A 23897-nucleotide genomic window follows, 5' to 3' on the forward strand; every position below is an offset into this window, starting at 1 on the left:
TGCTGCGTTTAAAACTCAACGATGCTACTGGCTCAATGCCTACCACCGACCTGGACTGCCCCCTGCCAACCGGACACCAATACCTGGCGGACCCATCAAGCGTTAATGGTCCCCTGTGGGCAAAGCTGTGGGTAACGTCAGGAATCAAGGACCAAAGTTGATCGAGCCGGAGACCAGCCTTTACCTAGCGCTCGGCAGCCTTTACTGAATAGCGTATTGGGTTAGGGCAATTTTTCCCTACCCCACGCCTCTAGCCAAGGAGAGAGCAAAGCATTTCCAACCAGCGCTAGCACAGAGGCATAAGCCTTGCTGATGCAGAACCGGTGTTTTATGACGAGGCAGCCCTAACGCTGCAAGACCACGATCACGGAGAAGAGCGCTGGGTGATCATGGGCGCAGATGCAAAAGGACGCATATTGGTGGTGGCCTACACCTATCGCGACCCCAATTTCGTGCGCATTATCAGTACCCGGCTTGCATCCAAAAACGAACGGCGTCAGTACCTGGAGGTTTGAACCATGAAAGACGAATACGACTTCAGCAACGCCAAGCGCGGCGCTATCGCCAGCAATAAAGGAAAAACCCGCATCACCATCATGCTGGACGATGCAGTGATCGAAGCTGCCCGTGAACGTGCGGAAAATGCCGGTACCGGCTATCAGACTGTGATCAACAACTTGCTGCGACAGACGTTGGTTTCCCAGGACGCACATAACCTCGCGCCTGCTTCGAAGAAACAAGCCAAAACCCTGCAAGTCATCAACAATCGCATCAGCGTGTCAGAGGTCGAAGCGCTGGAGCAGCAGTTGATAGCTGTCCCGGGAGAATTGAATCGGATGTTTGGAAATCCCAAACCGACCAGATCAAAAGACAAATCCGTCCTGTAACCACGACCACTCTGCCAGATATACGACAGTATTCATCAGGCTCCTCCAGGGACTCGAGGACAGTGACGGCTGGTTATCGAGATCGATCAACAGTGTACGAATACCTGCATCGGCGCAGAACGCGCCCAGATTGACGCCTACCGTGGTTTTACCCGGCCCGCCTTTGGTTGAAACGACTGCAGCGACTTTCATGATATTGACCTCGAAATCGTAGGATTTGAGATGCATTCATGCGGGTCACGCTGTGCGCTTTGATCGCCCCGAGAAATTCAGGAAAAAAAAAAGCCTGCATCGCTGCAGGCTTTTCCCTATCTGGCTCCACGACCTGGACTCGAACCAGGGACCCAATGATTAACAGTCATTTGCTCTACCAACTGAGCTATCGCGGAATGCGCCGTATGTTACTGATTAAAAAGGATAAGTCAAGCACCCTTCGGCATTTTACCGTTCAAGCCGGATGACTGGTTGGAAGCAGCTGCTCCTTGGCCAGCTCCAGCCAGGCCAGTGCGGCCGGTGGCAGGTGTGCGCTGGCGCGCCAGGCCAGGGCGATGTGCCAGTCGGTGTGGGGCTCGTCCAGGGGGATCAGGGCGATACCTGCGTGTTGGTGCTTGTGGGCCAGCATGCGGGGCAGGAAGGCAACGCCGAGCCCGGCTGACACTAGGTCAACGATAAAGTCGATTTGCCCGCTGCGGGCGGTGACTCGCGGGCTGACGCCTTTGCGCTCGCAGGCGGCGAGGATCTTGGCGTTGAGCGCGAAGCCGGCTTCGAAAAGGATGAAGGGCGAATCCGCCAGGTCGGTGAAATCGATCCGCTGGCGCCGGGCCAGAGGGTGGCTCATGGGCAGCACGGCCATCAGTGGTTCGTTGCGCACCGGCTGGTAATCAAAGCCTTCATCCGTCGGCAACAACAGCGCCGCCAGGTCGACCTCACCCGCTTCCAGGCATTCGCGCAGTTTTTTGCTGCCGTACTCGGTCAGTTCGATCTCGATATCCGGGTAGCGGCTGCGGTAAGTGGCGAACATCGGCGCAAACAGCACGCCACAGCCCACCGGCGGCAAGCCGATACGCAACACGCCGCGCTTGAAGCCGCGCAGTTCGTTGATCTCGGCGAACAGATCATTCTGTTCGGCAAGCAATACCAGGGCACGACGGTAGGTAATTTCGCCGGCAGCCGTCAGTTCGTTACGGTGACCGAGACGATTGAGCAGCGGCATACCCAGTTCATCCTCCAGGGTCTTGACGGCCTTGCTCACCGAGGATTGAGTCAACGACACCACTTCGGCCGCCTGGGAGAAACCACCCTGGCGCACCACTTCGACAAAGGCCAATAATGTCCGCAGGTTCATCGGTATTCCCTTGGCGACTGGATACTAGTGATAAAAGTTGTTTTTATCATGCCAGATATTTGCCTATCTTTGAGCCACCCTTGCCCTGCCGAGACCCCATCCATGATTATTTCGTCCGCCGCCGATTACCGCGCCGCCGCCCGGCGTAAGCTGCCGCGCTTCCTGTTCGATTACATCGACGGCGGTGCCTACGCCGAACACACCTTGCGTGCGAACAGTTCGGACCTGGCCGATATCAGCCTGCGCCAGCGCATCCTGCGCAATGTCGATAACCTGAGTCTCAAGACCACCTTGTTCGGTCAGGAACTCGCCATGCCAGTGGTTCTCAGCCCGGTGGGCCTGACCGGCATGTACGCGCGACGTGGCGAAGTGCAAGCGGCGAAGGCGGCGGCGGCCCAAGGCATTGCGTTTTGCCTGTCAACGGTCTCGGTGTGCCCGATTGAAGAAGTGGCTTCGCAAAGCCCACAGTCGATCTGGTTCCAGCTGTATGTGCTCAAGGACCGTGGTTTCATGCGCAATGCGCTGGAACGCGCCCAGGCCGCCGGCGTGACCACGCTGGTGTTTACCGTGGACATGCCCACGCCTGGCGCGCGCTACCGCGATGCCCATTCGGGGATGTCCGGCCCTTACGCGGCGCAGCGGCGCATGCTGCAAGCCATCACCAAACCACAATGGGCGTTCGATGTGGGCTTGATGGGACGCCCGCACGACTTGGGCAATATCTCCAAATACCTCGGCAAACCTACCCACCTGGCAGACTATATCGGCTGGCTGGCGAACAACTTCGACCCTTCGATCAGTTGGAAGGACCTGGAGTGGATCCGCGAATTCTGGAAAGGCCCGATGATCATCAAGGGCATCCTCGACCCCCAGGATGCCAAGGACGCGGTGAGTTTCGGCGCCGATGGCATCGTGGTGTCCAACCATGGCGGCCGGCAACTGGATGGCGTGCTGTCCACCGCCAAGGCGTTGCCACCAATCGCCGAGGCGGTGGGTGATGACCTGGCGGTATTGGTGGACTCCGGCATTCGTTCAGGGCTGGACGTGGTGCGCATGCTCGCCCTGGGCGCCAAAGCCTGCCTGCTGGGCCGCGCGCCCTCCTACGCGCTGGCCGCCGACGGCCAACGCGGCGTGGAGAACTTGCTGGATATCTTTGCCAAGGAAATGCGCGTGGCGATGACGCTGACCGGTGTGACGTCAATTGATCAGATCGATCACACCACACTGGTTCAAACAGCCAAATAACTGACGTCGGTATTGCCCGACCGTTGTTTAATTTAAAAACAGTCGATTGATTTATAAGGTGTTTTTTATTCGAAACGATTTGGCATGATTCTCGCTCTAACACTGTTCAAGCAGGTTAAGCGATGACAAGACGTATGGCGGTGCCTTGGGGTTATAACCCGTTACAAAGCGGTCTAAACTGTTTCTAATGTTTTACGGAACTGAGGGAACAGTAAGACGCTTGGTACCCGCCACACCCATCGAGCCTGTAAGACACTCACGTGCTCAGAGGGCCGATTGGTTATGAAAACACCTACCCAGACTCACGCAATCGACTTCGACAGCGCCAAATTGCAACGCCTGGGCTTTGGCCAACCAGCGGCGATCCCCCACCGTCCAACCACCGCCACACAACTTCGCCAGCAGTTGGGACAGCAATTGCAGACCAGCCTGGAGCCGGAGCGCATCCTCGCCGTGTTTTTCCGGGAGGTCCAACGCTTGGTGCCGCTGGACGCCCTCCATTACCGTCATGTCACCAGCGACCTGCGCCTGGAACTCGGCCAGCGCGGCCACCACTCGGTGAGCTACAGCTTGAGCCATGAAGGCGAGCATTTGGGTGAGCTGATCTTTCGCCGCAACCAACGCCTGACAGAAGAAGAACTCAGCCATCTCGAATTGTTACTCGCGACCTTGCTCTACCCGATGCGCAACGCCTTGCTTTACCGCGCCGCCACCCGCAGCGCCCTGCGTGACCCGTTGACCGAAACCGGCAATCGCGTTGCGATGGACCAGACGCTGCAACGGGAAATCGATATGGCGCGACGGCACCTGAGCCCGCTGTCGCTGTTGATGCTGGACATCGACCACTTCAAGAACATCAATGACACCTATGGCCACGCCGCCGGCGATAACGTGTTGCGCACCGTCGCCACAGCGATCAAGAGCCAATTGCGCAATGTGGACATGGTGTTTCGGTTCGGCGGGGAAGAGTTTCTGATCCTGCTGTCCAACACCAGCCGGGAAGCGGCGGCGATGGTCGGCGAACGCCTGCGCCAGGCGGCGCAGACCCAGGATTACTGGGCCGAGGGGGAACGGATAGCGTTGACGGTGAGCCTGGGTTGCTCGACCTTGCTGGCGGCCGAATCGGCCGAGAGCCTGTTACGTCGTGCCGACAACGCCTTGTACGTGGCCAAGCGCGAAGGCCGTAACCGCCTGGCAATGGCGGGCTGACCCCGCCACCGCCGTCACATCAGGCCTCGCTGGCCACACGCAGCGGGCGCTCACGCGTTACCACAGGCGCTTGTTCTTTCTCCAGGCGCATGCAGCTTTCCAAGAACAGGTACATGTAGTCATAGCTCTTGCACACGGCCTGGCGCAGCTCTTCCTGCAGGGCTTTGCTTGGGCTCATCCCCGCAAGGGTGCAGATGATTTCCAGGGCTTCCCACGGATGGGCATCGTCATACTGGGCATGCATCTTCAGCCACTTCATTGCGCGCTTGCGCTCTTCCTCGGGGAACGCCGCCGCGTAGACACCGGTGGAGCACACCACCGCGGACCACTCCCCCGTTGCCCCCTCGATTGCATAGTTGGTCGCCGCAATCGCCACGATCAGCGAATCGGCCGAACTGGTGTGCCAGCACCAGTGACTCAGCGCATGCAGTTCCGGCGGTACGTCCTGGGCTTGCAGCTCATCCAGGCTGACACCGTGAGCGCGTGCCCAATGCACCCAATAGTCGGCGTGGTTGAGTTCCACCCGAATATTGCGCATCAGCCAGCGTCGCGCCATGTCCTCCCCCGGATGGCGGGCAAATTTGGTCTTGGTGAGATTCTGTGCCATGTACAAGGCAAACTGCTCGACCACGGGCCAGCCACCGATCAGGTAGTGGCGCATAGTCCTGGCACTGAGCGTGTTGTCGCGCATGCGCTGATACAGTTCGTGTTCGACAACGCGGCGCTTGCTCTCGCTACAGGCCTGGATCAAATGTTGCGCCCAGGCGGGGTAACTCGATGCTTCCATAAGCGGGCCGGTTCTGTTGAATGTGTCGATCACTGTAAGGCTCCTTTTTAAGTGTGATTGTACAGACCAGCAAATGTTTCAGCGGAATGTGCCGGGCGCCTTGAACAGCAGAGGCTGCGGCCGCGCAGGTCGACACTGCAAGCTATCAAAGGTAAACAATTGCGGTCGTTCAATCAGGTAGCCCTGAGCGTAATCCACACCAATCTCAAGTAACGCCTGTTCGATTTGCGGGGTTTCAACAAACTCGGCAATTGTGCGCTTACCCATGACGTGGCCGATGTGGTTGATCACTTCGACCATCGCGCGGTTAATCGGGTCGTCCAGCATATCCTTTACGAAACTTCCATCGATCTTCAGGAAGTCTACAGGTAAATGTTTCAAATACGCGAATGAGGACATTCCGGCGCAAAAATCGTCGAGGGAAAAATGGCAGCCTAAGGCCTTGAGTTCATTAATAAACCGAATGGCGCTGCCTAAATTGGCAATAGCGCTTGTCTCGGTTATTTCAAAACAAATCATTTCGGGAGGAATGCGATAACTGTCGAATTTTTCTCGTAAAAAGCCGAGAAAATCGTCATCGCCAATGGTAATGCCTGACAGATTAATCGCACACATCGCCATAGGCCGGGCCGGTCGCTCATGCATGCAACGCGCGATGATCTTGAACACGTTCTCGACCACCCAGCGATCCAGCGACGTCATCAGGCCATAACGTTCAGCCGCCGGAATAAAACTGTCGGGCAGGATAATTCGGCCGGCCTCATCGTGCAGGCGCAGCAGGATTTCAATATGCCCACTGCCAGCTTCGGTGTGACCCAAGGACGCGATTTCCTGGGCGTACAGGCAAAACCGGTTTTCCTCCAACGCCATGTGCAAGCGCTGCACCCAGGCCATCTCGCCGAAACGCACGGACAGCTCGGAATCGTCGGAATGGTAGACCTGCACACGGTTGCGACCCTTCTCCTTGGCCATGTAGCACGCCATATCGGCTGCACGCAGCGAGCTTTCGAGCGTGGTCGGGGTATTGGAGATATGCACCAGGCCGATGCTCACCGTGGTCATGAACGGTCGACCTTTCCACACAAAATGCAGGCTTTGCACGGTATGGCGCAGGCTCTCGGCGATTTTTTCCGCCGTGGGCGCCGGACAGTTTTCCAGCAGGATACCGAACTCGTCACCTCCCAGGCGCGCCAGGGTGTCACCCTCGCGCAAGTCCGATTGCAACAGCGCGCAGATATGGCGCAGCAACTCGTCGCCCGCCGCATGACCGCAGGTGTCGTTGACCAGTTTGAACTGATCAAGGTCGAGGAACATCAATGCATGCCGCTCGCCCTGATGCCGGGCCGGATTCAGCACCTGCTCCAGGCGGTATTCGAATTCACGGCGGTTGGCCAGGCCCGTCAGCGCGTCATGCGTCGCCTGCCACGACAGGTTGGCAATATATTGGCGCTCCTGGGTCATATCATGCAGCACCAGCACCGCACCACTGATCTTGCCCGCGCTACGGATCGGGGCGCCCACGAGCGTCACCGAGACCGTGCTGCCGTCCACGCGCTGGATGGTTTTGGAATGCTCGCTGCCACCACGCAGCCGGCCTTTGAGGATGTGTTCGATCAGCGTCAACCCGTCGGGCTGGGCATCGTCGTCCAGCAGGTTGAACAAGGCTGCCAAGGGCAAGCCTTGAGCCTGAACCGATTTCCAGTGGGTCAGCGCCTCGGCGGCGGGGTTCATATAGGTAATGGCGCCATCGACGTCGGTGGTGATCACCCCGTCGCCAATCGACTCCAGCGTGATCTGTGCCCGCTCCTTCTCGTCTTTCAAGGCCTCGGCAAACGCATGGCGCTGAGCCAGCAACTTGCGCGTACGCAGCAGCGCCAGCACGATCAGGCCCAAGGCCGTCGCCAGGTTGGTGATCAACAGCAACCGCAGGATCATGCGCGAGCCTTCGCCCAACGCATCGCTGAAGGCTTTGGCCGCGGGTGTCACACCCTCGTTGATCGCGGTGATGTGCGCCTTCCATTGCTGCACATCGTTGGCGCTGATCTGGTCGTGGTCGATCGCGTTGTGCATTTCCTGAGCGAGGGTATCCAATTGCACCAGGTAACCATCGCCTACGGTCCACAGCTCGATGGCTTTTTCCAGGTAACTGAAATGACGGAAGTTCAGGTACAGCCAGATCAGGCTGGAGACGTCATCAGGGTGGTTGCCGCCCTTGAGGATACCCAGGCGCGCGGCGCCAAGGTCAGGGATGGGGCGATCCAGGGCAATGCGCAGTTCATGCCCGCCCTGAGGCACGGCGATGGCCTGCTGGTATTTGAGGTAGGTGGTCTGGTCGCGATTATCGGCGTAGAGCGTCAGGTAGTAGATAGCGTCCTTCTGGCCCTTGGACCACAGGCTTTCGCCCGCCACATAGCCACGCACCGCCGAAAGCACGTAAAGACTGACACAGCCCAACAATGCCTGGAACAGCACCACGGCGATAAAGGGCCAGACAATGCCGAGTAGTCGAGGCGTTCCGAGAGTCCGCTTTTGCTTCATGAAGTCCCTTGCATATGCACAGCTGGATACGCACGCAAACACCTGCTTTCAAAAGCACAGCCCAGGCTATATCAACATCAACGAACTTGCTGCAAGTGCCCATAAAGCTTGGCGTACAGGCCGCCGTCCGCGATCAGCTGCTGATGATCACCGTCCTCGGCAATGTGACCACCGTCGAACACTAAAACTCGATCAGCTTGTTTTACCGCCGACAGACGGTGAGCAATGATCAGTGTAGTACGGCCGCTGAGAAACCGCGCCAGCGCTTGATGCAGGTTGTACTCCGTCGCGGCGTCCAAGGCGGAAGTGGCTTCATCGAGGATCACCACCTTCGGCTCGGCCAGCACCATGCGCGCAATCGCCAGGCGTTGACGCTGCCCGCCGGAAAAGCGCACCCCGGAACGCCCCACCACGCTGTCCAACCCCAGGGGCAATGCCCTGACGGTAGCATCCAGCTGGGCAATTTCCAACGCTTGCCAACAGGCTTGATCACTGCGCTCGCGGCCCATGGTCAGGTTGGCGCGCACGGTGTCGTTGAACAGTGCCGGGTGCTGCAGCACCACCGCGACCTGTTCGCGGATGGTTTCCAGGCCGATCTCCTGCTGAGTCGCACCACCGAACCGAATACTGCCGGACTGTGGGGTGTAGAGCCCGAGCAACAATTGCACCAGGGTGCTTTTGCCGCCGCCGCTGGCGCCGACAATCGCCACTTTCTCGCCGGGCGCGATCGCCAGGTTCAGTTGGTTGAGCACCAGGTCCTCACCATAACCAAAGTCGAGGCCGCGCACTTCGATGCCGACGGTTTCATGCCCGGTGAACGGGTCGGCGCCGCCGGGGTATTGCGGTTCGTCGTCGCGCGCCAGCAACTCGTTGATCCGCGTCAGCGCCCCGCCCGCGGCGTAGTAGGCGTATTGCAGGTTCAACAATTGCTCCACCGGGCCGATCATGAACCACAGGTAACTGAACACCGCGAGCATCTGGCCGATGGACAGGTCGGAAAACAGCACCGTGAGCATTGCCGCCGCACGGAAGATGTCGATACCGAATTGGAACAGCAACCCGCTGGCACGGCTGGAAGCGTCGGTTTTCCACTGCGAGTGGATCGCATAGTCACGCACCTCCTGGGCGCGCTGGCCCAGGCGCCCGAGAAAGAAACCCTGGCGATTGCCGGCGCGTACTTCCTGGATGGCGTCGAGGGTTTCGGTCAGGGCCTGGGTGAAGCGCGAGGTGCTGTCGTTTTCCAACTTCTTGAGGTGCTTGACGCGCTTGCCCAACTGCACCGTGGCGTAGATCACCAGTGGGTTGAACAGCAGGATCAGCAACGCCAGCTGCCAGTGCATCCACACCAGGATCGCCGAGGTGCCGACCAGGGTCAGCATGGCCACCAGGAAACGGCTTAGGGTTTCGCCGACGAACTTGTCCAGGGTGTCCAGGTCGGTGACCAGGTGCGTGGTGACAGTACCGCTGCCCAGGCTTTCGTATTCGCCGAGCGAGATGCGTTTGAGCCGCTCGATCAGGCGTACGCGGATGCGGTACACAATATCCTTGGCCAGGCGCGCAAACAGCCGCGCCTGCACAACGTTGAACACCAGCGCGCCGCAGCGCAGGCATAACGTCACCAGCAGCATCAGGCCGATGTAACCGGCGGCTTTCTGCCAACCCAGGGGCAACGCGTGGTTCATCACCTTGAGCGCGGCATCGCCACGGCCCAGCAGCACCTCGTCCACCAGCAGTGGCAACAACAATGGGATAGGCACACTGCACAGGGTCGCCAGCACGGCGACGCCATTGGCGATCCACAGGGATTTCCTGTGACGCAGGGCCAGCCGGCGAATTTCCGCCCAGGTCAGACGATCGGTGCGTTTGTTCGGTTCATACACAGGCGGCTCGCTCCAGCCATCGGCCCAACAAAGGCGACAGCTCGGCCAGCGGCTGGTAACCATTGGTCAACAAGGCCAACTGGCCCTTGCGTTCGGCGAGCAGAGTCGGAAACCCGGCGATGCCCAGATCCTGCACCCACGTGAAATCGGCGGCCGTCGCGGCATGCTGTTCGGCACGGTCGAATTCGCCGGCAAACTCGATGCGCGGGATGCCCGCCTGCTCGGCCAACTCCACCAGCACACTGGCGAGGGTCACGTCGCGGCCCTCGACATAAAACGCATGCTGGATCAGCCCCAGCAGTTTCCATGCGCAATCCGGCGCCAGGTTGCGCGCGGTAACAATGGCGCGGCACGCGGGTTCGGTGTCATAGACAAACCCGTCGGGCAACGCGCCCTCGCGCTTGAACGGTTGGCCAGTGGCTTCGGTGACGGCCTGCCAATGCTCCAGGATATAGCGCCGGGTGGTCGGCTCCAGTGCCGCGCCGCTGCCGGTGCGCAAACCGCCCACCACCAGGTGCACGTCCACGCCGGCGGCCTGGGCCTGCTCGACTAACGCCTGCGCTACCGGGGCGAAGCCCCAGCACCAGGAACACATCGGGTCCATTACATAGAGCAGGCGCGCGGACATGGGTCAGACCTCGGAAGGGGTTTGCTTGTAGTTGAAGCCAATCGGGTGCGGCATGTTGCGGGCCTTGGCCAGTTCAATCTGCTTTTGCCGGTCGATGGCGCTGCGACGGGTTTTCTCCGGCAGCTTATCCCAGCAATGCGGGCAACTGATACCGGCCACATAATGCTCGGATGCTCGGTCTTCTGCGCTTACGGGTGTGCGGCAGGCATGACATTGATCGTAGTCGCCTTCGCTCAAGTCGTGGCGCACGGTCACGCGATTGTCAAAAACAAAGCAGTCGCCCTGCCACTTGGTTTCTTCCTGGGGCACTTCTTCGAGGTACTTCAGGATCCCGCCTTTAAGGTGGTAGACCTCATCGAAGCCTTCGCTGAGCATATAGCTCGAGGCTTTCTCACAACGGATGCCGCCAGTGCAGAACATGGCGACTTTCTTGTGTTTGCTCGGGTCGAAGTTGGCTTTGATGTAGTCGGGAAATTCGCGAAAACTGGTGGTTTTCGGATCGATTGCACCTTCAAATGTGCCGATCGACACTTCGTAGTCGTTGCGCGTGTCGATCAACAATACTTCGGGGTCGCTGATCAGCGCGTTCCAGTCCTTGGGCTCGACGTAGGTACCAACCTTTTTGTTCGGGTCCACGCCTTCGACGCCCAGGGTCACGATCTCTTTCTTGAGCTTGACCTTGGTGCGGTAGAACGGTTGGTCGTCGCAGTACGATTCCTTGTGGTCGATGTCGACCATGCGTGGGTCGTTCTTCAGCCAGGCCATCAGGCCATCAATGCCTTCGCGGCTGCCGGACACGGTACCGTTGATGCCTTCTTCGGCGATCAGCAAGGTGCCTTTGATGCCATTGTCGACCATCGCCTGCAGCAAGGGCTCGCGCAGGGCGACGTAATCTTCGAGGGTGACGAACTTGTACAGTGCCGCCACGACGATGGGTTGGGTCATGGATGTTCTCTCCAGGTGGCTACCCTCGTAAGGGGTGAACCGGATGCAAAAAAATACGCCGGCTGAGCGGCGCGAAAGAGATTCTAACAAAAGCGCGCAGTCGCCGCATTTAGCGATTTGTGGGTGTGCCCGCCTGTTGCCGCGGCAATGGACAGGTACATACCTATGCCACCGCCGACGGCACGGATGCTAGCGTTTCCTGCCCCCCACCGGACCCACCGGCGGGCCTACGGAAGCCCACAAACATGGAAAATCCCCTACTGGCCCGGCTGATCGACCAGCCGGCCCCTCCAAAAAACGGTCGACTCGACCTCGCGAGTGCCCTCAGACACCTGGGTATCCATTCGGTGTTCGACATCGTTCAGCTGTCCAAGCAAGCGTTTGCCGAACAACTGGCGCAACATAACGACGACGATGCCGAACAGGTCTATCGCAGGGCCTTGAGCGCCGCCCTGCAACTGGATGCATTATTTCGCAATCGCCAAGTGTCCCTACCGCCAACGCAAAGCGCCAATACGCCCTCACCGAGGGTCGGTGCGACCTACCCCGCGCTGTTCAATGAGAACTGGCATCAATACTGCGCTCGCCATTCCATTGCTGCGCTCGATTCACCGGCAGCCTATTTAAGAGCGTTGTCGTTATTTGTGATCGAGCTGGAAAAACGTGCGGACAAAAACACCGCCGTCAAACTGGCGGATCGACGCCCGGACCTGAAAAAACTGGTCATTGATGCACACAGCGTTTCAGTCCAGAGACCGATGCTGTCGATCATCAACCAGATGCTGACGGACGCTATTACCCAAGGTCAGCCAAAAAGCGCGTACGCGTTGTTGAACGACGCCCGGTATCCCTTTTCGCTGCCCTATCACTTTTATCATCAGCAATGTCAACTGGCCCTGTCTGGCAACACACCGGCACTCGGCGAGTTGAACTATCGAATCAGTCGCCAGTTGCCCGTGGTCGCGCGCGCGCCCAACGCGTATGGAGAGGTCCTGGCCCACAACAACGACATCCAGTGCCTGCTATCGGGGCTGAGTCCCACACAGCTAACCTTGCTCGGCCGCTCATTAGTCAGCGACGTGGCCAATACACTGGATAAAGAAACGTTTTATCGCGACTACTACAACCTGAACCAAACCACGGACTCAAAGGCACTGGCAGACCTCGGCGTGTTCCTGCACCACACGCAGCTCGACGCCGCGGCGCTTCAGGCACTGCTTGCGCAAAAAATCCAGAAGCCACGTATCTCGCCGTCCTGCAGGCTGGAAACGACGCACGCTTATGGCGCTTGCTACGTCAACGGTCCGGCAAACCACCCCCCCCTCGATATCGACCAGACGACGCTGTTGAACCTGTCCACCGAGCGGCTCGACAGGCTGCAACGCATGATTCGCCTGCAACGCTGGTTCGCTACGCCCTTCGCGCAACTCGATACGCTGCTCGTCAGCACCATGCGCTGCGAAGCAGAGGCCAATACGTCCCTGCTGATCAACCACAACACCCTGCGCGCGCTCGGGATGTATCGCTATCTGCACAGGCACTACGGGCTGCAAGCCGAAGAGTTCGCCGCCCTGGTCCATTTACTGCCGGTTCACGCCTCGGGCGAGCACACGCCGTTGTTCGATCAGGTATTCAATCAAACAGGGACAGTCCTGCCCGCCCTGCAGCTGGACGATCAGGCCTTCAACGCAACCACTCGCCAACAACTGTGTGCCGCGCTGGGCCTGCACGACACAGCGGATTCGCTGCAACTGCTGATCGGCCAGGCGCCCAGGCGCAGCCTTGAGCAGATCAGTGCGATTTACCGGCACGCACGCATCGCGCGCCTCTTTGGTCTGTCGGTCAAAACGTGCATTGACCTGGTATCGATGCTGGGTCAGGCGACCTTTGCGCAGCAGCTGTTCAAGCCCTGGTTACGTCAGCAACCAAAAGGGGCGGCTGACATACTCGACGTTCTGCTGCATCTGGAATGGGCAAGTCGATGGCTCAAGGAGCGCGGTGGCAGCCTGCCGCTGTTGCGCCACCAATTGCTGCTGGAGCCATTGAGCCTGGATCCCGTCGTCAAGCGCTTGATCGATGCCTTTTCGACCCATCGGCCACCGGACCTGCCGTCGATGGTGAACGATGCGGCGCTGCCTCAGCAGCCAGAGGATGAAAGGGGCAGTACCGAGCAACGCTTACCTGCGGTCGACTGGGTAGCGCTGGCCCGGCGCGTCGTGCACCGGAGTAGGGACATGCACACGGCAGACGCCCTTGATAAAGAGCTCGCCGACGTCGAAATAACCCATCAAGGCGAAACGCGAAGGTCCTCATTAATCCAGCAGGCAAAGGGCAAACTGCTGCCAATCCTGACCAAACTCCGAGGGGATGTATGGCAGCAGTACCTCGAGCTCAAAAAAATCATCAACGACCTCCAGGATCAGGGCGAGGTGTTGGTGTTGACCAAGTACGATTTCGAATTTCTGCGCCTGCACCCCTCCTCCGCGCCGTCTTCACACACCCTGGGCTACCTGATATTGCTGCTGCCCCATGCCGCCGACTACCTGCAACTGCCCATCAATCGCAAGGCCCTGCAACGATTTTTGATCAACCCGCACTGGCTCAATGAGCGGTATCAGCCGAACTCACTCCTCGAACTGGATTGGAACAACCTGGTGTCGATGCAGCAATTCAAGCAGTGCATCGAACGCTACAACCTTTCTCAGGAACAGCTCTTTGACTACCTGGAACAGGCCAACACCTGCGCATCGGATGCTGACGCGCAACTTGCGCGATTGCTGGGCTGGAGTGCGGAAGAAATAAAAGTATTGAGCAACACCCTGACGCCAGCGTGCATTAACTCCATGGACCGTCTGGATTGGGTGTTGCGCTGCCGGCAAACCTGCATGGACAGCGGCCTGTCAGTCGACATGCTGCTCAAAGCCAGCCAACTGACCACCCACTCGACATTCGACGAGTGGCGGGCTGTGGGCGAAGCCGTCAGCAGCGCCCTTCAATCGTCATCCCATCCATTTGACTTGCTCAAGGACTGATCATGTCTCACGCCGCCCCTCAACACCTCAATGAAAGCCTGCGCGACGCCATGCTGGCGTACTACCTGACCCACCAGGCGCCCAAGATTGAAAAATTCAATATTCGCACGGCTGACGACCTCTACGAGTATTGGCTATTGGACGTGCAAGTCAGCCAGGCTGTCCCCACCAGCCCGGTGGCCAGCGCAATTTCCAGCCTGCAGCAATACATCACGCGTCTTCATCTGGGCCTTGAGCCAGGTTACGAACAACACCCGATGAGCGCGCAGCACGAGCGGCTATGGACCGAACAGTTTCACGCGTATCCCGTCTGGAGCGCCGCCCAGCAATTGCGCTATTACCCGGCCAATTATCTGGACCCTGCATTGCGGCGTAACAAGACTGAGAGCTTTCAACGTCTGGAAAACGACCTGAGCCACTACCGACTGCAACCGGACACCGTGCTCACGGCGGTCCAGAACTATTTGGCCAGGTTCGAGGCCATCGCCAACATCCATATGCTCAACGGCTACATCGATGGAACCGCCAGCCAACTCAACAGCAGCATTTTTTATTTCGTCGGTAAGTCCACGTCTGAAGATGCCTATTACTGGCGCAGCCTGGACGCGTCCCGACGCTCGGCTGACAACCCAAGGCAACCCTCGATACACGCCTGGTCGGACTGGAAAACGATCAACCTGACACTGCCCGCCACCACGGCCAGGCAGAGTATCCGCCCGGTATTTTTTAACAACCGTCTGTATTTGATTTGGGCCGAATGCATCAAACCCGCCCCCACCAGCTCCTTTAAAGGCACGGAACTCAAGGGTGGCAAAAAAGACCGTCTGACGGACTGGGTCAACAGCCATTACGTCAAATTCCGTCTCAATTTCTCTTACAAAAATTACGATGACAGCTGGAGCCCACCACAGACATGCATCGATGAATACTGCGCAACCGAAGACGTCAACGCCGCGACCGCGGCGATTGTGCAATCGATGACCCAAACCGTGGCAATCGCCGCCCCCGGCATGCCGGCCACACTGTTTCTGGGCGTGCACGTGCCCATCGCGCAAGGCCCGGAACAACAGGAGCATTTCAGGGGTAAATTTTTCCAGGCCGTCGAAATCGACCAGCACTTCAATGTCACCAAAGTCGCTGATGGCGGCAGTCCCGAGCGCTATAAGTACGCACCGGGATCGCAAGTCGCCACCGAGATAAACCGACTGCTGGAGGTCTTCGATACCCCCCAGCGAGGGGAAGTACAGGCGGTGATCACCGGCCAGACGCCTGACAAGAATGGTTATTACAGCGAGTTATTGCCGGACAACGCCAGGAAGTATTTCACGTTCTTCGGGCATACCAACAAGGACAATCTGCAATACAAGGTTGCGCCCTCTAGAACGCTCACGGTTTCTTTGACACACCATAGATCGCCTTTTGAACCGAACACCGGTTGGAACTACGGCAGTAAACAGAACGACGTCAACGAGATGACTGACCACTCACCCTCGTTCGACCCGAACACCAAAAAACTGATTATCACCTCTACCCTCAAGGCACCGTTTCGTGAACCCTACTCCGTCACGCTGAGCAAAATATCCGGCAAATACGAAATAACGATCACGTTGAAGGTCGACTCTCCCTTATATGCGCCGGACACCGCGCAACTCAACCTGAGCGAAGGGTCCATGATTACCATCAAGGACATCCCTGGCACAGAAAAAAACTTTATTTTCGATTTTTATGCCTTCTATCTAAAAAACACGGAAACCCTCGAAGAGTTTCCCAACTTTATCCACGACACTCACAATCGCTTGATTAGCGTCGACCGTACATCTTCCCCATCCAACATTGACCTGAAAGGCAAATCAATCGACAAAAGCACTTTTATCCACTTGTATACCCACAGTCACATGGCGTTCGACATACACCTCTATCGATACACGACCTACACCCTCTCCCAGGAAAGCAACGAGGGCCGTATTGACGAGGTGAAGAAGTTACACCAGCGGGATGTCGACATTATCGAAAAGGCCTCAGTCATCAGGCCCAATCTACGTGCCTACAAACACGTCATCATGCGTTCCAATTTCTCCGAGTACTCACTCACCGACACCATCGACGCCAACTCCAACCGCATCCTGAACCTTCAGGATGCGGCTCACGCCAGTTTGACCGGCTCAAGCCCGGAATTGCCTGAAGGGCATAGCGTCACGGCACATATTCCAGTGCCGGACGACGACGCGGAGCCAACCATCACCCTTATCCATGGCGTGCTGACGCTTGAGCTAGACACTGCAGGGCCTAAGGTGCTCGGCTACGCGGTCAGGGCCTTTACCCTGAAAGTGCGTAAAGCGAATGAGGACACCGCGCCCAGCCAACGGTTGGCACCCACGGTCAAACAACTGTCATCACCGTTATCGGGCAGAGCCGAATTCATCGACTTCTTCAATACCCGGCATCTTGCCTACCCGCTGGACCCGATCCGCATGAATACCTGCTTCGCCGGCAAGTTGGTTGAAGCCGCCAGCCTCAGCCTCGAGCGCTTGTACTCACTCACCCCAGAACAATGGCGGGAGCCACCGTTGACACTTGGCGGAAAAGCCGACCCCATTGATTTTCAAGGCGCCAACGGCAAGTACTTCTGGGAACTGTTCCTGCACCTGCCCTGGCTGGTTACCCACCGTCTGAATCAGGAGCAGCAGTACGCCGACGCCCTGGCCTGGCTCAAATACATTTTCGACCCAAGCCGGGCCGCCGATACGTCCACAGGCCGGCCGGCCTATTGGGGGTTCGGCGCGCTGACCCGAGACCGCGATACCGTTGATGACTGGACCATCGACCCCCACCAACAGGCGATGGATGCCACGGTGCATTTTCGTAAAGCGATCTATCTGCTTTATCTTGATATTCTGATCAACTGCGGCGATGCGGCGTATCGTCAGCAACGCCCCGACAGCCTGACCCAGGCCAAGCTCTGGTACATACGCGTCAACCAGCTGTTGCAGACACGTCCCACCATCACCACGGTCGAGCCGTGGGACACCATCACTCTTGGCGAATTGACAGAAAACGCCTCGCAGGCGCTCAAACAACTGGAACAGCAAGCGCCGCCCATCGACTTCGATCGACCGGTCAATAGCCACAACCTGCTATGGCTCACCCATAGCGACCATCTGTGCCTGCCCTTCAACCCGGATTTGGTCGCACGCTGGGACAAGCTGGAAAGCCGCTTGCATAACCTGCGGCATAACCTCGATATCAGCGGCAAACCTCTGCGCCTGGCGTTGTATGCCACACCTCTGCTACCGCGCCAGCTATTGGCCAGCCCAAACAAAAGCACGCCGTCTCTTATAGAGGCTCCCCAGTTGACCCCGGCGCCGACCCGCCATTATCGGTTCCGAGTGATGCTGGGCCATGCCCTGAGCGCCGCCGAAACACTGATTCAGTTCGGCGCCACGATATTGAGTCTCACCGAACGCAAGGAACAGGCCGAATACCTGGAGTTGCAACAACAACAAGCCTGGGACCTGGCCGATATAGTGGTCGCACAACAAAACCAGGCGTTATTGATCGACGAGAAAAACCGCCAGGCGCTGGATGCCAGCCGTGAAATTAGCGAAGCCCGTGAGGCGTACTACGATCAGCAGCTCACCGAAGGTATCAGCCGCGCGGAAAACGAGGCGGGCCAGTTATACCTGACCAGCGCCAGCTTCGAGGCTGCGGGCGCGCTCGCGGGAGCAGCGGCGGGCATGGCGATGCTCGCGCCGAACATCGTCGGCATGTCGGTCGGCGGATCGCGCTGGGAAGGTCCATTTCATGCAGCTCAATCTCTGGCCCAAGGCGCCGCGAGCGATCGACGCAGCACTGCTGCTGATCTGGACCGTACCGAACAGTTCAATCGGCGCGCGCGGGAATGGACCCTTGCCCGCGAGCAAGCCCGCCTGGAAATCGTCCAGATCGACCTGCAACGGCAGGCCTATGCCGAGCAGGAAAAAGCCACGCGCCTGCAATTACGTCTGAGCCAGACATCATTGGCCCATGCGCGTTCGAGCTACCAACTGCTGGCCAAACGCTTTTCCAACGCGCAGCTCTACGACTGGGTGAATGCACACCTGAGCCGGTTTTTCTACCAGGCCTACGATCTGTGCAGGTCGCTGTGCCTCTCCGCTGAAGCGTGCTGGCAATACGAGATCGCAGACTTCACGCGTCGGTTTATTCACACCGACGCCTGGAATAACAGCTATCACGGCTATCTGGCAGGCGAAGCGCTGAAGCTCTCGCTGCTCAACATGAACGCAGCCTATCTGGACAACCATGTGCAGGACCTGGAGATCGTCAAGACACTCTCTCTGCGCCATCGCGTCAGCGACCTCGACACCGGCGTGCAAGCCCCGTTAACGGCTGACAAGACGGTGGACACACAAGCTCTGTGGCAACTACTAAAACGCCAGTTGGTCGACACCGGCGTTCTGCACTTCAAGTTGACCAAGGCATTGTTCGAGCAGGATTACCCCGGGCATCGTCTACGACGGATCAAACGCATCAGTGTGTCGTTACCGGCGACACTGGGACCTTATGAGGACATCAGGGCGATCCTGATACAGACCAGTAATAGGCTTGAACTGCCCGACCTTTCAACCCACACGGACCTGCGCGCTCATCAACAGATCGCGCTCTCCACCGGCCTGGATGACAACGGTCAATTCGCACTGACGTTCGACAGCCAGGAGCGCTACCTGCCCTTCGAATACACCGGCGCCATTTCCAGCTGGACCCTCAAGTTTGCAGAGCCGGCCCGGCAAAAAGCCATGCTCGAATCGATCAACGACATTGTGATTCACCTGCACTACACCGCCAGGGGGGCCGTGCGATGAGCAGCGATACTCTGCACATCACCCCGCCAGCCCTGCCCAATGGCGCCGCGCCCCTTCACGGCACCGGCCAATGGAGCGCCGTGGGCGGCAACGGCGTGGCCACGCTTGAGATCGCGCTGCCGATTTCCCCCATACGCGGCTACACACCGTCCATGACGCTGGCCTACCACAGCAGCCATGCAAACGGACCGTTCGGGCTGGGCTGGACGGTGCCGATACACGCCATCAGCCGTCGCACGTCCTGTGGCGTCCCCACCTACACAGCGCAAGATGGGTTCGTGGGGCCCGATGCGCAGGACTGGCTACCCGAACGTCACCCCGACGGTGTCCTGGTCGTTACTCACCACACAACCGTCAACGGCATGCAACTGGACACATCCTACACCGTGACCCGCTACTTCCCCAGGGTCGAGAGCCGCTTCAACCGCATCGAGCACTGGCACTCGGCAGCCGATACGGCGGGGTTCTGGCGGGTACAGGCGGCCGATGGCAGCCAACACTTCTACGGCAAAACCCACTTGGCACGCATCGCCGATCCGGACCAGCCACATCATGTCGCGCAGTGGTTATTGCAAGAAAGCCTGTCCCCCCACGGCGAGCACATTTACTACCATTACCAGCAAGAAACCGACCCTACCCGCCACCCACGGGACTGTCGTGCCCAGCGTTACTTGCAAACCGTTTACTACGGTAATTCTACCGCCAGCGATCAAGAGGCGCTGTACCTCTGGCAGACCGAGGCCCCGCCGCTGGTGAAATGGCACTTTCAATTACTGTTCGATTATGGCGAACGCGCCCTTGAACTGGATCAACAGCCGACCTTTCAGCCGACCCGGGCATGGGCGTCACGCCCGGACCCCTGCTCGGATTTTTCCTTCGGTTTCGAACTGCGCACCTTGCGCCTATGCCAACAGGTACTGATGTTCCATCACTTTCCCGATGAGGCAACGATGGGGGCCGATCCGGTGCTGGTCAGGCGCCTACTGCTGGAATACCGTCAAGTCAACACAATCAATCTGCTGGTCGGCATCCATGAACAGGCGTTCGACAGCGCAGGCAACAGCACCAGCCGTCCGCCGTTGGAGTGTTTCTATCAATCGAGCACGCTCCAGGTGGACGACAGCGCCTATAAACCCTTCAGCGTGCTGCCCGGCCTCAACGATGGCATTCGTTACCACTTGGTCGATCTGTATGGCGAGGCCATCCCCGGGTGCCTGTATCGGGAGGCCAAAAACTGGTATTACCGCGAACCCATAAGGCCTGCGCCACCGCATGCCGAGGACGACGTGATTCACGGCCCGGCCCGATCGTTATCGCCCATACCGGTCGCGGATGAGACCCGACAGATCCATCAAGCGCTGGTGGATGTCGATGGCGATGGTCGGCTGGACTGGCTGGTTGCCCAGCCGGGAATGAACGGTGTATTCAGCCTGAACGAACAGGGCGACTGGTCAACCTTCACCCCCTTCGACGCGTTCCCGCAGGAGTTCTTCCATCGCCACTCGGTGTTCGTCGACTTGATCGGCGCCGGGCAGCCTGACCTGGCAATGATCGGCCCACGCAGCGTGCGCCTGTACGCCCATCACCGCAGGTCGGGGTTTGCCCCTGCTATCGAGGTCAGGCGTGCCGAGACTGACGATGACTTACCCGTGATCTCGTCCTCACCCAGCGAGTTGGTGGCATTCAGCGATGTGCTCGCCAGCGGGCAACAGCACCTGGTACGTATCCGTCACGACGAAATCAAATGCTGGCCCACTCTGGGCCGAGGACGTTTCGCCAAGGGATTTGTCCTGGGTACCTTGCCGTTCAGCTATCAAACCTTCAAGGCCGCCAATGTGTGGCTCGCCGACCTGGATGGCAGCGGCGGCGCAGACCTGCTGTATGCAACCACGGAGCACTTGTGGATATTTCTCAATAACGCAGGAAACGGCTTCGCGACAGAGCCAATCAAACTGGCATGGCCTGCGGGTATCCGGCATGACAACCGTTGCCAGGTCAGCCTGGCCGACGTGCAAGGGCTGGGTTGCCCAAGCCTGATCCTGACCGCCGCCCACCAGAGCCCCACGCATTGGCGCTACGACTTCTTCGCGAAAAAGCCCTGGTTACTGGCGCGAACCTACAACAACATGGGCGCTCGCACCAGCATCAGGTACCGCAGCAGCGCCCAGGAATGGCTGGATGAAAAACATCAACTCATGGCCGCCAGCCAGCCGGCAATCAGTCACTTGCCATTCGCCCTGCAATTGGTCAGCCAACGGTTACAACTGGACGAAATCACCGGTAATCGGCTGATTCAGCGCTGGCGATATCGACACGCCTATTACGACCGTAAAGACCGTGAGTTCCGCGGCTTCGGGCTGTTGCTGCAAACCGACGTCGACCGCAGCAGCGACCCGCAAGCCACGGGTTTCAGAGGGCCGCTGTTGCGCAAAACCTGGTTCCATACCGGCCATCCCGCAGAATCACTGGCTCCAGGCCATAGTCTCCACGACCCGCAGGCCACCACGTTGGCCAGCACCCTGGTGAGCCGCTACCGGGCAACCGAAGGCGCCTCCCCCCTCGACCATCATGACGACCTCATCGACAATCCGGCGCCCTTGCTGTTACGCGACGCAGCACGTGCGTTGCAGGGGACAATCAGACGGGTTGAAGTCATCGCGGCCGATGCGGCGCCGGACGCCGTGCCTTATTCGGTGCACCAGTACCGCTACCTGGTTCGCCTGTTGGCGCCGGCCACTGAACACAGCGTCCATGCCCGGTTGCTGCCCGTGCCGCTGGAATCCATCAGTCGTCATTATGAAGGCGTGGCGGACGACCCTGTGTGTGAGCACCAGATCCATTTGCGTCGGGATGCCTATGGCAGCCTGGTACATGGGGTAACCATCCACTATGCCCGGCGTAAAACCGCGAATGACGTCCCGCCATCTGCGCTCCCCGACGACCATCAGCAGCGCTGGTGGCGGGACACCCACGACAGCGCACAACAACGCTATTACCTGACGGAAACGTTGGCACAATACATCCACCTGGACGGCCCACAGGACCTGCGCCTGGCCCTGCCTTACCGCCAGCGCGACAATGTCCTGGTGAAGGACAAGGCACCCGCCACTGACGGGCTGACCATTGAGCAACTGAGCTATGAAGGCTTCATCGCCCCACACAAAGGCCCCCTGGCCGCCAACGCCAAACGCCAATTAAGTCGCTTGTCGGTGCAACGCTATCGAGAAGCCGGCGAGTCCGGGAAAACGCTCAAGCGCGGCATCGCCACCCTTCAGGCCCTGGCTGATTACGTTGAGACAGCGGCACTGGATGAACACGCCCTGAGCGTTTATCGAAGCCTGCCCGTCATGCCCGACGCGGCAGTGATCGACCTCGCACAGCGGCTCAAGAAGGCCGGTTACAGCCCCATGACCGTGTTTTTTTCGTTCGCGCACGAAGAGCCGCACAAGGCGGACACCCTGTGGTCAAGGCGCGAGCACGCACGGCAGTATGAACCGGCAAAAGCGTTTTATCGGGTCAAGGCCATACGCGAGACCCAATCTGAGGACAAAACACGGATCTTCTACGACCGCTATTGGTTGCTGGTCACCGCCGTGAAAACCCCGGACACGTGTTTAACCACGGCCGAATATGACTACCGATTGCTGATGCCGAACAAAATCGTCGATCCCAATGGCAGAGTTCAAGAGGCCCTTTATGACGGGTTTGGACAGTTGTCGGTCAGTACGTTCCACCGTCACGAGCAAGGCGTTGAAACGGGCTTTTCAGCCTTGCAAGACTATGCCCCCTTGCACGCGGTCACCCCCGACTTCGCGATTGCGAATACCAAACACGTCGTGCAGAGAATGGCCAGTTTTCACTGTTACGATCCCTTCAGTTGGATGGGCGTGATCGACAAGGCATACCCGAATAGAGCGCAGTGGATTGCCAATCGCCATTTGCTGCCCTCGGGGCATATCACCATGCGCACACGGCTACGCCTCAAAGCCCCACAGGCCTCCCTCAGCGACGACGAAAAGGAACTCAAAACATGGTTTGACGCGTCCCGGCAGACGCCGGTGCATGGGCTCACGTTGCAGGCCGACCGTTACCCGGACGAGACCGGACAGCAGGTGGCCATGACGCTGACCCACTGGGACGGTTTTGGACGTCCCCTGCAACGCACGCAAACAGCAGAGCCGGGGCCCGCGCACGTCGTGACAAACACGGGCGACTTGAGCGTCAAGGACAGCATGCCGCAAACGGCGCACGCCAACTCGCGCTGGTGCATGAGCGAGCGCACCGAGTATGACCTAGAGGGCAGGATCGTTCGCCTCTACCGCCCGTGCTTCAGCGACTGCCACGGTTATATCAACGATGAGTCCTTGCGCCGGTTCTGGCACTGCGACACACAGTTTTACGACCCTCTCGGGCGACCTATCCGAACCGTGACGGCCAGCGCCGGGCAGCGACAAAATACCTATTGGGCCTGGTACACCGTCAGCGAGGATGAAAACGATACCCAGGGTTCAGCGTAACCGCCCGCGGCGACCGTGGCAGGCT

13 protein-coding genes, 1 tRNA gene and 1 pseudogene are annotated in these 23897 nt (G+C 58.9%); 7 read left to right on the forward strand and 8 right to left on the reverse strand.

The features are described 5' to 3' along the window. Nucleotides 1-299: 299 nt before the first annotated feature. Nucleotides 300-515: a BrnT family toxin gene (locus V6M90_RS03995; protein WP_332846170.1), complete on the forward strand. Its 216-nt coding sequence runs from the start codon at nt 300-302 to the stop codon at nt 513-515. A 3-nt stretch (nt 516-518) separates the two neighbouring features. After that, entirely contained in the window at nt 519-887 is a 369-nt protein-coding gene (locus V6M90_RS04000; protein ID WP_305427557.1) for a BrnA antitoxin family protein, read from the forward strand. Between the two features lie 54 nt (nt 888-941). On the opposite strand, the pseudogene V6M90_RS04005 reads toward V6M90_RS04000, so the two are convergent. The 3 genes and pseudogenes from V6M90_RS04005 to V6M90_RS04015 form a co-directional block, all read right to left on the reverse strand. Continuing rightward, nucleotides 942-1079 (reverse strand): annotated as a pseudogene (locus V6M90_RS04005) (ParA family protein); the annotation flags it as partial. A 121-nt stretch (nt 1080-1200) separates the two neighbouring features. Further along, a tRNA-Asn gene (locus V6M90_RS04010) sits at nt 1201-1276 on the reverse strand. Nucleotides 1277-1335: 59 nt separating this feature from the next. Beyond that, nucleotides 1336-2232, reverse strand: a complete 897-nt coding sequence (locus tag V6M90_RS04015) for a LysR family transcriptional regulator (protein ID WP_003175206.1) — start codon at nt 2230-2232, stop codon at nt 1336-1338. Nucleotides 2233-2334: 102 nt separating this feature from the next. Between V6M90_RS04015 and lldD the strand changes: the two genes are divergently transcribed. After that, on the forward strand, nt 2335-3477 hold the full coding sequence (lldD, locus tag V6M90_RS04020) for an FMN-dependent L-lactate dehydrogenase LldD (protein ID WP_003175207.1): 1143 nt from the start codon (nt 2335-2337) through the stop codon (nt 3475-3477). Between the two features lie 282 nt (nt 3478-3759). Next, a complete protein-coding gene (locus V6M90_RS04025; protein WP_042945063.1) occupies nt 3760-4686 on the forward strand; it encodes a GGDEF domain-containing protein in 927 nt (308 codons plus the stop codon). 19 nt (nt 4687-4705) lie between these two features. Here the strand turns inward: V6M90_RS04025 and V6M90_RS04030 are convergent, their stop codons facing one another. The 5 genes from V6M90_RS04030 to trhO form a co-directional block, all read right to left on the reverse strand. Then, nucleotides 4706-5473 (reverse strand): TenA family transcriptional regulator, encoded by a 768-nt coding sequence (locus V6M90_RS04030; protein WP_408637280.1) that lies wholly within the window; start codon nt 5471-5473, stop codon nt 4706-4708. 78 nt (nt 5474-5551) lie between these two features. Beyond that, on the reverse strand, nt 5552-8011 hold the full coding sequence (locus V6M90_RS04035) for an EAL domain-containing protein (RefSeq protein WP_003175210.1): 2460 nt from the start codon (nt 8009-8011) through the stop codon (nt 5552-5554). A gap of 77 nt (nt 8012-8088) precedes the next feature. Beyond that, nucleotides 8089-9891 (reverse strand): ABC transporter ATP-binding protein, encoded by a 1803-nt coding sequence (locus tag V6M90_RS04040; RefSeq protein WP_332846116.1) that lies wholly within the window; start codon nt 9889-9891, stop codon nt 8089-8091. Then, nucleotides 9884-10519: a DsbA family protein gene (locus V6M90_RS04045; protein ID WP_078734036.1), complete on the reverse strand. Its 636-nt coding sequence runs from the start codon at nt 10517-10519 to the stop codon at nt 9884-9886. Before V6M90_RS04045 ends, V6M90_RS04040 begins: the two co-directional genes overlap by 8 nt. 3 nt (nt 10520-10522) lie before the next feature. Then, nucleotides 10523-11464, reverse strand: a complete 942-nt coding sequence (gene trhO, locus V6M90_RS04050; protein ID WP_332846117.1) for an oxygen-dependent tRNA uridine(34) hydroxylase TrhO — start codon at nt 11462-11464, stop codon at nt 10523-10525. 245 nt (nt 11465-11709) lie between these two features. Here trhO and V6M90_RS04055 point away from each other — a divergent pair, with 245 nt between their 5' ends. Genes V6M90_RS04055 through V6M90_RS04065 form a run of 3 tightly spaced genes read left to right on the forward strand, consistent with a single transcriptional unit; the run spans nt 11710 to nt 23872 of the window. Continuing rightward, nucleotides 11710-14496, forward strand: a complete 2787-nt coding sequence (locus V6M90_RS04055; RefSeq protein ID WP_332846118.1) for a Tc toxin subunit A — start codon at nt 11710-11712, stop codon at nt 14494-14496. A gap of 2 nt (nt 14497-14498) precedes the next feature. Next, nucleotides 14499-19355, forward strand: a complete 4857-nt coding sequence (locus tag V6M90_RS04060; RefSeq protein ID WP_332846119.1) for a Tc toxin subunit A-related protein — start codon at nt 14499-14501, stop codon at nt 19353-19355. After that, complete coding sequence (locus V6M90_RS04065) at nt 19352-23872, forward strand: SpvB/TcaC N-terminal domain-containing protein (RefSeq protein ID WP_332846120.1); 4521 nt, start codon at nt 19352-19354, stop codon at nt 23870-23872. Before V6M90_RS04060 ends, V6M90_RS04065 begins: the two co-directional genes overlap by 4 nt. The last annotated feature ends 25 nt before the right edge of the window (nt 23873-23897 follow it).

Source organism: Pseudomonas lactucae, assembly GCF_036688725.1.
In the GTDB taxonomy this organism is placed as follows: Bacteria; Pseudomonadota; Gammaproteobacteria; order Pseudomonadales; family Pseudomonadaceae; genus Aquipseudomonas; species Aquipseudomonas lactucae.